Annotated in this window: 14 protein-coding genes; 1 reads left to right on the top strand and 13 read right to left on the bottom strand. The window is 64.3% G+C overall.

What is annotated here, in order from left to right; all coding sequences use genetic code 11:
• Window positions 1-26: 26 nt before the first annotated feature.
• The 4 genes from N2605_RS06940 to N2605_RS06925 form a co-directional block, all read right to left on the bottom strand.
• Window positions 27-602 carry an alkylhydroperoxidase domain protein gene (locus N2605_RS06940; protein WP_036027469.1) on the bottom strand — a complete coding sequence of 192 codons (576 nt, stop codon included), beginning with the start codon at window positions 600-602 and terminating at the stop codon, window positions 27-29.
• 11 nt (window positions 603-613) lie between these two features.
• The gene (locus N2605_RS06935) at window positions 614-1,213 is read right to left on the bottom strand and encodes a CMD domain protein (RefSeq protein ID WP_225142484.1); all 600 of its coding nucleotides are present in this window, start codon (window positions 1,211-1,213) and stop codon (window positions 614-616) included.
• Between the two features lie 38 nt (window positions 1,214-1,251).
• Window positions 1,252-2,289 carry a putative FMN-dependent luciferase-like monooxygenase gene (locus N2605_RS06930; RefSeq protein WP_074447555.1) on the bottom strand — a complete coding sequence of 346 codons (1,038 nt, stop codon included), beginning with the start codon at window positions 2,287-2,289 and terminating at the stop codon, window positions 1,252-1,254.
• Between the two features lie 160 nt (window positions 2,290-2,449).
• Entirely contained in the window at window positions 2,450-3,232 is a 783-nt protein-coding gene (locus tag N2605_RS06925) for a MetQ/NlpA family ABC transporter substrate-binding protein (protein WP_036027487.1), read from the bottom strand.
• Window positions 3,233-3,565: 333 nt separating this feature from the next.
• On the opposite strand from N2605_RS06925, the gene N2605_RS06920 reads away from it, so the two are divergent.
• Window positions 3,566-5,353, top strand: coding sequence for a peptide ABC transporter substrate-binding protein (locus N2605_RS06920; RefSeq protein WP_036027471.1), 1,788 nt, complete (start codon window positions 3,566-3,568; stop codon window positions 5,351-5,353).
• A gap of 280 nt (window positions 5,354-5,633) precedes the next feature.
• On the opposite strand, the gene N2605_RS06915 is transcribed toward N2605_RS06920, so the two are convergent.
• From N2605_RS06915 to N2605_RS06875, 9 genes are all read right to left on the bottom strand, one after another.
• Window positions 5,634-5,912, bottom strand: coding sequence for a DUF2934 domain-containing protein (locus N2605_RS06915; RefSeq protein WP_036006918.1), 279 nt, complete (start codon window positions 5,910-5,912; stop codon window positions 5,634-5,636).
• A gap of 129 nt (window positions 5,913-6,041) precedes the next feature.
• The gene (locus N2605_RS06910) at window positions 6,042-6,227 is read right to left on the bottom strand and encodes a hypothetical protein (RefSeq protein WP_074447556.1); all 186 of its coding nucleotides are present in this window, start codon (window positions 6,225-6,227) and stop codon (window positions 6,042-6,044) included.
• The gene (locus tag N2605_RS06905) at window positions 6,224-6,385 is read right to left on the bottom strand and encodes a DUF2934 domain-containing protein (RefSeq protein WP_074447557.1); all 162 of its coding nucleotides are present in this window, start codon (window positions 6,383-6,385) and stop codon (window positions 6,224-6,226) included. Before N2605_RS06905 ends, N2605_RS06910 begins: the two co-directional genes overlap by 4 nt.
• Window positions 6,386-6,677: 292 nt before the next feature.
• Entirely contained in the window at window positions 6,678-8,702 is a 2,025-nt protein-coding gene (locus N2605_RS06900) for a S8 family serine peptidase (RefSeq protein WP_050996019.1), read from the bottom strand.
• 47 nt (window positions 8,703-8,749) lie between these two features.
• Window positions 8,750-8,980: a hypothetical protein gene (locus tag N2605_RS06895; RefSeq protein WP_036006916.1), complete on the bottom strand. Its 231-nt coding sequence runs from the start codon at window positions 8,978-8,980 to the stop codon at window positions 8,750-8,752.
• 61 nt (window positions 8,981-9,041) lie between these two features.
• Window positions 9,042-10,190 carry a hypothetical protein gene (locus N2605_RS06890; protein WP_225126204.1) on the bottom strand — a complete coding sequence of 383 codons (1,149 nt, stop codon included), beginning with the start codon at window positions 10,188-10,190 and terminating at the stop codon, window positions 9,042-9,044.
• A gap of 97 nt (window positions 10,191-10,287) precedes the next feature.
• Window positions 10,288-11,112 carry an AfsR/SARP family transcriptional regulator gene (locus tag N2605_RS06885; RefSeq protein WP_050996197.1) on the bottom strand — a complete coding sequence of 275 codons (825 nt, stop codon included), beginning with the start codon at window positions 11,110-11,112 and terminating at the stop codon, window positions 10,288-10,290.
• Between the two features lie 449 nt (window positions 11,113-11,561).
• Entirely contained in the window at window positions 11,562-12,737 is a 1,176-nt protein-coding gene (locus tag N2605_RS06880; RefSeq protein WP_225146800.1) for a Gfo/Idh/MocA family protein, read from the bottom strand.
• Between the two features lie 15 nt (window positions 12,738-12,752).
• Window positions 12,753-13,808 (bottom strand): sugar phosphate isomerase/epimerase family protein, encoded by a 1,056-nt coding sequence (locus N2605_RS06875; protein ID WP_260346168.1) that lies wholly within the window; start codon window positions 13,806-13,808, stop codon window positions 12,753-12,755.
• Window positions 13,809-13,877: the final 69 nt, after the last annotated feature.

Below are 13,877 nucleotides of genomic sequence, written 5' to 3'. Positions count from 1 at the left end.
AGCAATTCTCGTGCCGGTGAGATTGCCTATTTCGAGGGCTCGCCGAGCGACAGCATCAGCCGGTTCGCCCAGTTGAAGAACGCGGCGCCGTTGATGACGTCGACGATCTCGGCGTCGTCGAGACCGGCGCGGCGCAGCTCGGCGATATTGTCAGGCCCGAATGCGATCGGCGTTGCGGCCAACGCCACCGAGGCCTTGACCACCGCATTCCAGCGCTCACCGAGATCGGCCCCAACGCCCTCGTCAAGCAGACGCTGCACGTCGTCGCGGCGCTTGGAATAGGTGCTGGCGAAGCGCGCATGCACGGAGGCGCAATAGATGCAGCCGTTGTAGCGCGAGGTCGCCGCAGCGGCGAGCTCGCGCTCGGCGCGCGGCAGGCCGTCGGCGACGTTGTAGAAGATGTCCTTGTCGGTCTTGGTGCGGGCTTCCAGCACTTCGGGATCGCGCACCAAGAGACGAAAATATTCCGACTTGGCGCGGGCGCGGTCGACGAGGCCGGCGTAGTGCCGCTCGGTCAGCTCGGCCTCGGGCAGCGGGTCGATCCACGAGACCCAGCCGAGCTCGTCCTGGGTGAAGGCGACGGGCGGATTGACGGTGCTCATGATTGGACCTCCTACGCGTTCGCTGCGGCGAGCGTGCGCAGGCCGCTGACGACGCGCACCTGGAACGACAGGAACGCAACGAGCTGGGACAACGTGACGATGCCGGTGGATGACCAGCCGGCAGCCAGTAGCGCCTTCATGTCGGCGGACGCGGCATCGCGCGGGTGGAAGAGAAGCAGATGCGCGTGCTCCAATGCTGCGACCAGCCTGGCGCCGAGGACAGGCTTGCGCTCCGCGCTGACGCGATAGATCAAGCCGGCCTTGTTCTCGATCGACAACGGACCGGCCGGATAGGCGCCGTATGGGCCGGAGGTCTTGCCGCGCTCGATCTCGGCGTTGATCGCATCGAGCAGAGGCGCGCCATCCGCAGTCGCGGCAAGCTTGTCGCGATAGAAGGCGGCGACGGGGGACTCGCCATGGAGCCCGGTCGCGAAGGCCGCGACCACCGCGCGCTCGGCAAGCGAAAAATCGCCGGCGTCCACCGGCTCGAACAAAGCGAGATAGCTCTTCTGCGCATTCTCGCGCGCCTGCAGGCGGCGCGCGCGGATGGCGTCGAGTGTGGAGCCGGGCTCGATCCCGGCGAGCGTGTCGATGATGTCTTGCGTTCCCATCATTCAGCCTCGTGCAACGCGTTTTTCGTTCATTCCGGCTAACCTGCGAGGGCAATGTCTTTGGCGGCCGTCCGGGTCCAGCCCAGCACTGGGGCGACCTTGTCGGCGACGAGCTCGATGGAGCGCAGGACGTCAGCATGCGGCGCATCGACCGAATGCACCTGGAAGACGAGATCGGTCACCCGTTCCAGCGTGGCGTCGGTGCGGAGCGAGGCAATGACGTGGTCGGCATCGCCGACATGGGTGTCGAACGCGGTAATCATCTCCTCCAGCGTCTCGCCTGGAGGGGGATGTCCGCCCTTCATGAATTGCGGCAGCGCGCGGCGCAGTCCGATATCGGCGAGGCGCAGCGCCTCGCGATGGTCGTCGGCAACGAAGATGCTGCGCGAGGCCATGATGCGCGGCTCGCGGCCCGGCGGCAGCGCGGCGAGATAGGCGTCGATGATCGGGTTCTGGATCTCGGCGAGCGTCGCGTTCGGCGCGTCCTTGGCCCGCGGCTGCGTGCGCGAGAGCAGGAGGCCGTCGCCGGCCTTGCCGGCGCGGGCGCCGCCGGCAACGGAGAACGTCGCCTGCCAGATGCGCTTATCCAGTTGCGGCCGCTGCGGATAAAGCGTATCGCCGCCCTCGAGCGGCTTGCCGGTCAAGGCCTTGCGGACGATGTCCAAATTGCGGGCAAAGATCTCGTTGCGCTGGGCGCTGTCGAGGCCGAAAGCGGCGAAGGCGGACGGGTTGCCGCCGGTGCCGACGCCGAGCTCGAAGCGGCCGTTGCAGAGGAGATCGAGCACCGCGGCATCCTCCGCCACCCGCACCGCGTTCTCCAGCGGCAGCGTGACGATGCCGGTGCCGAGGCGGATGCGCGAGGTCTGCGCGGCGACATAACCCAGGAACGTGAAGGGCGACGGCAGGCCGCCCTCGCGCTCATGGAAATGATGCTGCGCGATCCACGCGGAATCGAGCCCGGCCTTCTCGGCGCGCACGATCTGCTCGGCGGCGAAGCGATAGCGGTCCGCCGCCGGCGCCTCGTCGAGCAGCCGCGTGAAGAAGCCCAGGCGTTTCAGGTTGGCAAAGCGTTTCATACGATCCCTGTCGGGCGAGGATGGGCCCCGATGATGTCGGTTGCCGCAGTTCCCGACAAGCGGGCATTACGCAGGGCACATACGCAAGATTCCTGCGCAAGGCTGATCGCAAGGCTGCCCGCCGGATCGCCTTGATGTGGACTCTGGGCGGGCAGATTGCCTACCAGCTCGGCAGCACCGCGCCCTTGAACTTGGTCAGGACGAACTCCTTGACCTCAGGCGTGTGGTAACTGTCCACGAGGATCTTGACCCAAGGCTTGTCCTTGTCGGCGCTGCGCACCGCGATCAGGTTGACATAGGGCCCCTTCGGGTCCTCGCGCAGGATCGGATCCTTGACCGGATCGAGGCCCGCCTGGGTTGCATAGTTGGTGTTGATCGCGGCGGCATCGACGTCGTCGAGCGCGCGCGGGGCCTGCGCCGCGTCGACCTCGATGAACTTCAGCTTCTTGGGATTGTCGGTGATGTCGAGCACGGTCGGCTTGAAGCCGGTGCCGTCCTTCAGCTTGATCACGCCCTTGTCGCGCAGCAGCAGCAGCACGCGGCCGCCATTGGTCGGATCGTTCGGGATCGAGACCTTGCCGCCCGCGGGGATATCGCCGAAGGCCTTGTGCTTCTTCGAATAGACGCCGATCGGGAAGTTCACGGTCAGGCCGACGGATTCGATCTTGTAGCCGCGGTCGGCCTTCTGGTTGTCCAGGTAAGGCTGGTTCTGAAACGAATTGGCCTGGATCTCGCCGGCATCGAGCGCGGCGTTCGGCACCACGTAATCGGAGAACTCCAGGAGCTGGATGTCGAGGCCCTGCTTGGCGGCGATCGGCTTCACCGCTTCGAGGATCTGCGCATGCGGCCCCGGCGTCACGCCGATCTTGATGGTCTCGGCCGCGGCTGCGGCGGACCATGCGGCCAGCACGGCAGAGAGAATCAGGGGAAGGCGAAACGGCATCTTGGTCTCCTTGGGTCTTGCGGCAACGGACCCGTATTCCCTTTTCTGCGGTGCGAAATCAATGAAATGGAAATCCATATTGTCCGCGGCTCGGGGCCAGCCTTTCTCCATTCGGCCGCAAACGGAAAACGAATGCAGAGTGCGACAAAGTGCGCGCGCGTAACCCGGATGAAGCGCCGCGCAAGCAGGGCTGCTGCCGCTCGTGGCAAGAATCCCGGATTGCACTTTCGTTCCATCCGCAGCCGGGCCAGCGTCCTTCTCTTTGACTCCACCACGCCCGACGTGCTGAGTTAGCGCGCACTGAGCCGGTGGCGACGAAGTGGGGATCATCCAATGAACGAGAACGAAATCCGCAATCTGGTCGCAGAAGTGAAGCAAGGCACGCTGTCGCGGCGCTCATTCATCAGGACAATGGCCGCGGTCGGAATCGCGGCGCCGATCGCCAGCCAAATCCTGGTCTGGCACGATGTGGCGATGGCTGACGCCACGTTGCCGTACAAGCCGGCCAAGGCCGGCGGCGGCGGCACGCTCAAGATGCTGCTCTGGCAGGCGCCCACCCTGCTCAATCCGCATTTCGCGCTCGGCACCAAGGACCAGATCGCCTCGCGCATCTTCTTCGAGCCGCTCGCCGGCTGGGACAAGGAGGGCAACCTCATCCCCTGCCTCGCCGCCGAGGCGCCGACCAAGGCGAACGGCGGCCTTGCGGCCGACGGCATGAGCGTGATCTGGAAGCTGAAGCGGAGCGTGACGTGGCATGACGGCAAGCCCTTCACCGCCGACGATGTCGTCTTCACCTGGCAATACGCCGCAGATCTCGCCACCGCGGCCTACACCACGGGCTCCTACAAGGACATCAAGGTCGAGAAGATCGACGACCACACCGTCAAGGTGATCTTCCGGGCGCCGACGCCGTTCTGGGCCGATCCGTTCGTCGGCTCGGTCGGGATGATCCTGCCGAAGCATCATTTCGGCGAGTATGTCGGGGCCAAGTCGCGCGAAGCGCCGGGCAATCTGAGGCCGGTCGGCACCGGCCCGTACAAATTCGTCGAGTTCAAGCCCGGCGATATGATCCGCGCCGAGCGCAATCCCGACTATCACATCAAGAACCAGCCGCATTTCGACATGGTCGAGATCAAGGGTGGCGGCGACGCGGTGTCCGCGGCGCGCGCCGTGCTGCAGACCGGCGAGTACGACTTCGCCTGGAACATGCAGGTGGAGGAGGAGGTCCTCAAGCGCATGGAGGCCGGCGGCAAGGGCAAGCTCGAGATCACGCCTTCAGGCAATGTCGAGTTCATCATCCTCAACACGACAGACCCCTGGACCGAGGTCGACGGCGAGCGCTCGAGCGTCAAGACCAAGCATCCGACGCTGTTCGATCCCGCCGTTCGCCGCGCGATCAACTTCCTGATCGACCGCGATTCGATCCAGAAGTTCATCTACGGCCGCGGCGCCATCGCCACCGCGAGCTTCGTCAACGCGCCCAAGCAGTTCAAGTCGCCCAAGCTGAAATACGAGTTCGACATCGACAAGGCCAACAAGATCCTCGACGAGGCCGGCTGGACCAAGGGCGCGGACGGCATCCGGGAGAAGGACGGCAAGAAGCTCAAATACGTATTCCAGACCTCGACCAACGCGCCGCGGCAGAAGACGCAGGCCATCATCAAGCAGGCGTGCCAGAAGGCCGGCATCGACATCGAGATCAAGGCGGTCACCGCCTCCGTGTTCTTCTCATCCGACGTCGGCAATCCCGACACCTACTCGAAATTCTATGCCGACATGGAGATGTACAACACCACGCAGCCGCAGCCCGATCCGGAGCGCCTCTTGAACCAGTGCGTGTCCTGGGAGATCGCCACCAAAGACAACAAATGGCTCGGCCGCAACAATTCGCGCTATTCCGACCCCGAAGCCGACAAAGCCTACAAGGCCGCGCAGAACGAGCTCGATCCGGTCAAGCGCGCCGCGCTGCTGATGAAGGTCGACGAGATCTTCTGCGAGGCAAACGTGTTCCTGCCGCTGCTGTCGCGCCACGTCGTCAACGCCGGCGCCAACAATTTGATGATCGACATCTCCGGCTGGGACACCATCACGTGGAACCTGGCGGCGTGGTACCGGACCTGAGGGGGCTCGTGAGCGCGCTGATGGTTGCAGCGCAGCGCGGGATTCAGATCGCGATGCCGAATCCCGTCCACTGTGTGCTCCAGATCACAGCGGAATCGCGCAACCTCGCCTACAAGGATCAGGCATGGCCGCAAACAAGGTAACGGCGGTACGCACGAGGCTGGGAAGACCATCAACAGCTACGGACTTTGTGACGCCGCCAGGGTGAACAACCCGGCGGCTTTTTCCTTGCTCGCGCGACCTGCGGTCCGCGCGCAGAGGACGGAGATACCGCCCGGCGCTATGAAGCGCCCGAGCTCTTTCGCTCCTCGCGTTCATCTTCGATCTGACGTTCGGCTTCCAGCCAGAACTCCAACTCGCGATTGCTCGGCCGTCCCGCCTGCTCCCAGAGCTCATAGGCGCGTGTGCGCACCTTGCCACGGCGCATTATGCGAAGCAGCTTTCGTTTCAGTTCCTCCGCGAAGCTCCTGAAGCGTTGTCCGGTGGTTTCATCCCTGACGAGCGAGGCCGCTCGCGTTGCGAGTTCGATCTGGTGCTCTAGCTTCTTCTGCTCGTCCACCACCGAAACTGCCGCGGAAAGAATTGTTGTCGGAGCCGTGCGGACACTAAATTCCTTTCCGGGATGGTCCGTTCCCTGAGGTGCAGCGTTTCGGAAGTGACCAGCCGAGCAGGCATCGGTTGGGCGCCGCTAGTGCCACGTCGTGTCGGCTTCGACGATCACCACCCTGATTTCAGGGTCCTCAGTCGTGTTGCAGGAGCAGGGCATGCCCTCGCCACAGCGGCAGCCGCCGAGCTTCTCGCTCCAGACCCGGAGCGGATGGTTTTCGCAGACCCATCCAAGACCCTGGCAGAATGGGCAGGTCTTGTCGGTCACAGCGTATCCGGCGTCCGCAGCGTGCTCGACCTGTCCTCGTTGCGCAGCTCCTGCTCCGCCGCGTGCCAAAATTCCTCCTCGCGCCCTTCGGGCTTGCCCGCCTGCTCCCACAATTGGTGCGCGCGTTCTCTGATCTCTTGCTCGGTCGGCTCGGACAATTGCACCTCCTGCTTGGAAGCACGGCCCCACCCAGGGGGGTATGGGGGGCTTGGAGGCGGGGCCGTGCAGGCCAGCGATCGGCGGCGATGCTGACCCGCGGAGTCAAGTTTCGATCGGGCGCGAGAGTTCCAAGCTGCGCCTGTGCGGCACGACGCCGCGAAGGAAAATCCAGGACGCGGCAAACAATCCACCATGTTCCCAAGGCGAGCGGCCGCAGCAATTGCCTCAAGGCAGTCGGCACTCGGGGCACAGCTGCTGCTGTGCCCCTTTCTGAGATGCCAAGGACGCGCGTTAGAGCAATCCCACCCTGTGCATGATTTCCCGGATCTGCGCCGGATTCGGATCCACCATCATGGGCGCGACTGCCGCGCCTGCGGTCTGTGCGGGACCGTGAGCGACGGAGCTCGATCCGTTCTTGATCGGATCGACGGACTGCAGATTCATTGCGGCCGCCGTTTGTGCCGGACCGCGCGCCACGTGGATCGCACTGCCGTGCACGGGATCGGCGGACGGCGGCGGCGACCCCACGGGAACCATGCTCGGCGCTTCGACCGACTGCAATCCAAGCAGACGCCGCAACGTTGCCAGCGCAGGGTCGGTTGCGGTAGCGGCGGCGATCACCGGGGCGACGCCGGTTTCCAGGCCGAGTGCCCGCATCACGTTCGGCAATCCCGCGCCGGTCCGATTTGGGTCGCCAAACTGCAGCGGCGTCGCGGTTTCCTTCAGAATTTGGAACAGCCGCTCGACACGGCGTGCGTCGCGATTCTGAAAGTTGCCTTTGGTGAAGTCCGGATGATGCGCCAGCACCAGCGCGGCCAGGCCCGTGACATGGGGAGTCGCCATCGAGGTGCCGTCCCATGCTCCGAAGCCATCGGCGGGAAGCGACGAGACGATCGCCACACCAGGCGCGCAGACGTCGACCTCCGGACCGAAGCAGGAGAACTTTGCCGGAAAATATCCGTCGCGGCTCTGGAAGCCGTCGAGGGCCTGCTGCGAATGATAGCTGTCGTTGGGGAATTCGCCCCACTTGCCGATCGCGGCAACCGCCAGGCAATGCGGCGTCGACGCGGGAAACTGCACCGGCCCCGAGGAATTGCCCGCGGCGATGATGCAGGCCATACCCATTTGCTTGGCCCGGATGATGCGTTCCTCGATAATGCGCGAAGGCTCGCCGCCGCCCAGGCTCATATTGGCAACATCGATGCCATGCTCCATGCAGTAATCGAGCGCGGAGACGAGATCGCTGAACCGGCCGCCGGGGAAGATGCGGCAGACGTGGATTTCCGCCGCGGGAGCGAAGCCGCGGATGCCGCCACCGGCGCCGACGGGTCCGCCAGCGATGATTCCAGCGCAATGCGATCCGTGGCCGATCGTATCGACGGTCCAGGCCGCCTTGTCGGTCCCGACGATACTGGTGCCTGCCGTGATCCCGTGCAGATTGCGATGGGTCGGCGCCAGGCCGGAATCGATGACTGCGATCTTCATGCCGGCGCCATCGAAGGACGGCGGCAGACGATCAAGGCCCATCGCGCGCTCACCCCATCCCATCAATTGCTGGCCGGGGAAATTCCGCAACACCGCGCCGAGCGCCCTGGCAACGATCCGGTTGACGCTGTTAGGAACGAGCTGCGGACGATCGAGCCAGAAGGTCCAGTAGTCGATCTTCGGTTTGACCAGGATCGAGCGGATGGTCTCGGGTCTTTCGCCTTGCAGGGTCACTGTGGCGCGGCCGGTGGCGTCCGTGATGCCTTGGGCCGGCCACATGCTGCCGAACACATAAACCTCGGCTTCAGGCAGCGGACCATCCTGGCCCAGCACTTCGATCGTGGTCGTGAAGCCGTCGGCCAGCGGTGTCAGCACCCCCGGATTGGGCAGCTGCGGCGTGGTCGGATCGAGCATGTAGCTCAGCCGCTCGTCGCGCTCCACCGCGCAACGCTGTCCCGCCTGGGTCTGCAGCAACTTGGCCTTGTCAGGAGTCATCTTGGCGAGGACCAGCGGGCTGAGCGGCACTTGTCCGAGCTCTGCGCTCTGAAATCCGAACAGGCGCGGCGGAGAGACCGTTTTCACCACTTCGATGTCGGGACTGTTGCTGAGCTGCTGAGTCAGGAAATCGACGCTGAAGGTCGCAAGCCCGGGCTGCTGCTGCGGCGCGATCATGAATTGCGCCGGGCGCGCTGCGATCGTTGCGGGCTCCTGCCCCCGTGACGATGATGGAGCGGTGCCCTGGTCCGGAACGGACCCGTTGCCGTTCATCGCGGCTTCGGTCGCGTCGTGCTCGCCCTGCGTGGAAGTTCCTGATTTGCCTTTCGTGGCCATCTGCGGCCTCCTTGATGTTTTGCGTGTCCAATGTTTGCCCACCGACGTCAGTCGGCATCGAATGGCTTCAGCGCTGAATCCGGTTCGACCACCAGCGTGGCAAACGTCGATTTCAGGCGATCGGCCTGTGTGGTCGTCATCGACAAGATGACGACATCGGGTGCGACTTGCGCGACTCGCTTCACGCCGGGTTCACGCTGCAAGTGTTCGTTGAGCTCACCGGATTGGACCGGGCCTCCCTGCACGATGAATTGCTGCGACGCGGTTGAATCGGCCATCTGGTTTCCATTCACGTCTAAGCGCAGAGGGCGGGCTTGCGCCCGCCCCCACGCGTTGGGTCTAGTGCATCGTGCCAGCGGGCTGGCCGGCGTTGAAGACTCCGAGCTGACGGCCGATATCGAGGCCGGTCTGGGCGCCCTGGCCGATCTTCTTCAGCACGCTCCAGAAGCCCTGCAGCTCGATGTCGGAGACCTGCGCCGCCGCGGGCTGCAGGCCGGGCTGGGCGCTGAACACGCCGAGCTGCTTGCCCACATCCAAGCCGGTCTGCACGCCCTGGCCGATCTTCTTCAGCACGCTCCAGAAGCTCTGCAGCTCCATGTCGGAGACTTGCGCCGCCGCGGGTTGCAGGCCGGGCTGGGCGCTGAACACGCCGAGCTGCTTGCCCACATCCAAGCCGGTCTGCACGCCCTGCCCGATCTTCTTCAGCACGCTCCAGAAGCCCTGCAGCTCCATGTCGGAGACCTCCGCCGCCGCGGGCTGCAGGCCGGGCTGGGCGCTGAACACGCCGAGCTGCTTGCCGACGTCCAAGCCGGTCTGCACGCCCTGGCCGATCTTCTTCAGCACGCTCCAGAAGCTCTGCAGCTCCATGTCGGAGACTTGCGCCGCGGCAGGCTGACCGCCGGGGCCGGCACTGAACACGCCGAGCTGGCGACCGATATCGAGGCCGGTCTGGGCACCCTGGCCGATCTTCTTCAGCACGCTCCAGAAGCTCTGCAGCTCGATGTCGGAAACCTGCGCCGCGGCGGGCTCCAAGCCGGGCTGGGCGCTGAACACGCCAAGCTGCTTGCCGACATTCACGCCGGTCTGCACGCCCTGACCGATCTTCTTCAGCACGCTCCAGAAGCTCTGCAGCTCCATGTCGGAAACCTGCGCCGCCGCGGGCTCCAGGCCAGGCTGGGCGCTGAACACGCCGAGCTGCTTGCCGACATTCACGCCGGTCTGCACGCCCTGGCCGATCTTCTTCAGCACGCTCCAGAAGCCCTGCAACTCCATGTCGGAGACCTGCACGGTACCTTGCATGTCCGGACCGGCCGAGAACGGCAGGAAGCCACCACCGATGTTGCCGATCGCGCCGCCGATCTGCTTCCCCTTCTTGCCGCCGAGCAGGTTGCCGATAACGCGTCCGGCCGCGCCACCGAGGATCGAGCCGAAGATCCCCTGCGGGTCCAATTGGCCGTAGTCCTCAGTCTGTTGCTGAAATCCAGTCATGTTCAAAATCTCCTGATGAAGTGCTTGAGCCGTGAGCGACACGCGCTCCCCACAGGGAGGCGGGATCACTGCGCACGATTGTGCGAGCGGCTGAAGGCTACGACAGGGATCGTGATGCAGGCGTCACGTCGAGCGTGAAAGTTGCGTCAGAATTCTTATCGCGAGGCAATTTGAGTGAAGTAGATCTTACAGCGGCTCGGAACGTGTGCCGGATTTCGAGCTGCAGCCGTTCCGTCTCTCGCTCCGGCGCTGCGCGAACCTCGCGCCACAGTACGGAGCGGCAGAGATCGTACTGACGGAGCGCATCGGTCCGGCGGCCTTGCTGCGCGTAACAGCGCATCAAGATGCGATGAATCTCTTCCTGCAACGGGTCGATTGCGAGGATCCGTAGCGCGAGTGCGATCGCGATATCCATGTGTTCGCGCCCGCCGGAGTCGAGCAGGCCCGCAAGCGCCCGCATCGCCTGGGTCCGCAGTCGCTGGCGCTCGGCAGACAGCCAGGCCTCGAATTGGCATGAAGTCGAGCCGATGCCCTCGAGAAGGTCGCCGCGATAAAGCACCGCCGCGCGGGCCAGACGTTCGGGATCCCCTCCCGTCAAAAGCCGCTCGAATTCCCCGACATCGGTGCTGATGCTGTTCGGACAGATGCGTATATCATCGCGATCGGCCAGGATCACATCCGAATATCGCGGCAGCTCACGCCGCAACGTGAGCAGGGCTTGTCGAAGACTGGCGCGCGCGCGATCGCCGAAATGACCGTCCCACAACAGCGTCGCGAGCTTGCCGCGCGAAATGGCGCGAGGAGAACTGAGCGCCACGTAGCCCAGGAGAGTTGCAGCCTTGCGACTGGGGATCAACACCGACTCGCCGGTCGCACACACGACCTCGACACCGCCGAAGAGATTGATCTGGAGCAGCGACATTGTCCTTTTCCTTCGGTCATTGTCTTCTGTCCCTCATTCTATCCAGGGGCGAACATTCTTCTTATGATCATGATCACTAGGACACGGACAGCGCCGATTGGCCGCACATCGTCGATCAGACCGGATGCTCTTACGGGCACCATACAATCTAGGTTAGACAAAGCAATGGAACTCGCCTTGGCTCCGCGTCAGCAATTTGTGAGAGCGGAAATTTCAGATGTGTGAGGTAGCCCATAGTCAGCATGCAAATTGCAGGCGCCACAATTGCTCGCATTTGGTGCATCTTTCGTGCGGACGCCGGACGCCGCAAGCTGTCGCATCACGTGACGCACCGAATGCCGTGCGAGTTGTCCCACTCGGCGGTACTCGACAAAGCGAAGTCATGGGTCACGATTGCATCCATATAGAGCAGATCCGTCGACAACGGGTTCCGCGGCTTCGCGACCGCCTTACGTCATCCGAACCCAGACGCCATTACCCGCGGACGACTTCACCGCAGCCTCGATCAACTTCACGCCGGCGAGGCCATCCTCGACCGTCGGGAAGACGACATCGGGATGCGGCTTTTCACCGGCCGCTGCCGCGCGGATGGCGCGCGCCGCCTCGGCATAGATCGTTGCGAAGCCTTCAAGGTAGCCCTCAGGGTGGCCTGATGGGATGCGGCTAACGCGGGCGGCCTCGCCCATTGCGCCGGCTCCGCCGCGGGTCAGGAGCTGCCTGGGCTTGCCGTAGGGTGTGAACCAGAGATGGTTCGGATTCTCCTGCGCCCATTCGAGGCCGCCTTTGCTGCCGTAGACGCGCAGCGTGAGCCCGTTCTCGTTGCCGACGGCAACCTGACTCGCCCACAGCATGCCCTTGGCGCCGCCCTTCCACTTCAGGAGGATCTGGACATCATCGTCGAGCCGCCGCCCCTCGACGAAGGTCGACAATTGGGCGAGCAATTCGTCGAGCTCGAGCCCGCTGACGAAGCAGGCAAGATTGTAAGCATGGGTGCCGATGTCGCCGATGCACCCGCCGGCGCCGGACCGGGACGGATCGGTGCGCCATGCCGCCTGCTTCTGGCCGGTGGTTTCCAATGGCTCAGTCAGCCAATCCTGCAGATACTCGGCCTTGACGAGACGGATCTCGCCGAGATCGCCGTTCGCGACCATGGCGCGCGCCTGCCGGATCATGGGATAGCCGGTGTAATTGTGCGTGACGACGAAGATCCTGCCGGTCTTCCTGACCAGCGCCACCAGTTCCTCGGCCTCGGCCACGGTCGTCGTCAGCGGCTTGTCGCAGATGACGTGGATGCCGGCTTCGAGGAAAGCTTTCGCGACCGGGCGGTGCATGTGGTTGGGCGTCACGATCGAGACCGCCTCGATGCCATCCGCCCTCGCCGCTTCAGCCCGCGCCATCTCCTCGAACGAGCCATAGGCCCGGCCGTCGGCGATACCGAGCTCCTTTGCGGACGTCTTGGCGCGAACCGGATCCGACGCGAGCGCGCCGGCGACCAGCTCGAACTGGTCGTCGATGCGCGCGGCAATGCGGTGGACGGCACCAATGAAGGCGCCCTGGCCACCGCCGACCATCCCGAGCCGGATACGACGATGGCCGCCGGTTTCGTTGCTTGCTTCGATCGCCATGTTGCACCCTCTTTTTTAGGAGATGCCGAGCATCTTGCGGTTGGCAGCCGCGTCAGCGCCGCTGCCTGCGAAATCGTCGAAGGCTTTCTCCGTCACCCGGATGATATGGTTTCGGATGAACTCGGCGCCCTCGGCCGCGCCTTGCTCGGGATGTTTCAGGGCACACTCCCACTCGAGCACCGCCCAGCTATCGTAATCGTATTGCGTGAGCTTGGAGAAGATGGCGCCGAAATCGACCTGACCATCGCCGAGCGAGCGGAAGCGGCCGGCGCGGTCGACCCAGCTCTGGAACCCGCCATAGACGCCCTGGCGACCGGTCGGATTGAATTCGGCGTCCTTGACGTGAAACGCCTTGATGCGCTGGTGGTAGATGTCGATGTAGTCGAGATAGTCGAGCTGTTCCAGAACGAAGTGCGAGGGATCGTAGAGCAGGTTCGCGCGCGAGTGGTTGTTCACCCGCTCGAGGAACATTTCGTAGGAGACACCGTCGTGGAGGTCCTCGCCAGGATGGATCTCATAGGCGAGATCGACACCGTGCTCGTCGGCATAGTCGAGGATGGGCCGCCAGCGCCCGGCGAGTTCGTCGAAGGCGGTCTCGATCAGGCCGGCGGGACGCTGCGGCCAGGGATAGACATAGGGCCAGGCAAGCGCGCCGGAAAACGTTGCCTGGGCACTTAGCCCGAGCCGCCGGGACGCCAGGATGGCGCGCTTGACCTGATCGACGGCCCATTCCGTGCGGGCCTTGGAATTGCCACGCACGTCCGGCGCGGCGAAGCCGTCGAACGCCGCATCATAGGCCGGGTGAACGGCGACGAGCTGGCCTTGCAGATGGGTCGAAAGCTCGGTGATGGAAAGCCCGTGCCGAGCCGCAACACCCTTCACCTCGTCGGCATAGGTCTGAGACTCCGAGGCTTTGTTCAGGTCGAAGAGCCGCCCATCCCAACTCGGAATCTGAATTCCCTTGTAGCCAAGCGAGGCGGCCCATCCGCATATGGCATCGAGCGAATTGAACGGCGCCGCATCGCCAGCGAACTGAGCGAGGAATATCGCAGGCCCTTTGATCATCTTCATCGCGTGCTTCCTTCCTTGGACGTTTTTGGGCGCTTTTCCGCGCACTTGGTTCGAGGATGCCGGCCATCA

The sequence above is a fragment of the Bradyrhizobium yuanmingense genome, from assembly GCF_025200905.1.
Classification (GTDB): domain Bacteria; phylum Pseudomonadota; class Alphaproteobacteria; order Rhizobiales; family Xanthobacteraceae; genus Bradyrhizobium; species Bradyrhizobium yuanmingense.
This window is presented reverse-complemented; position numbering and strand designations above follow the sequence as displayed.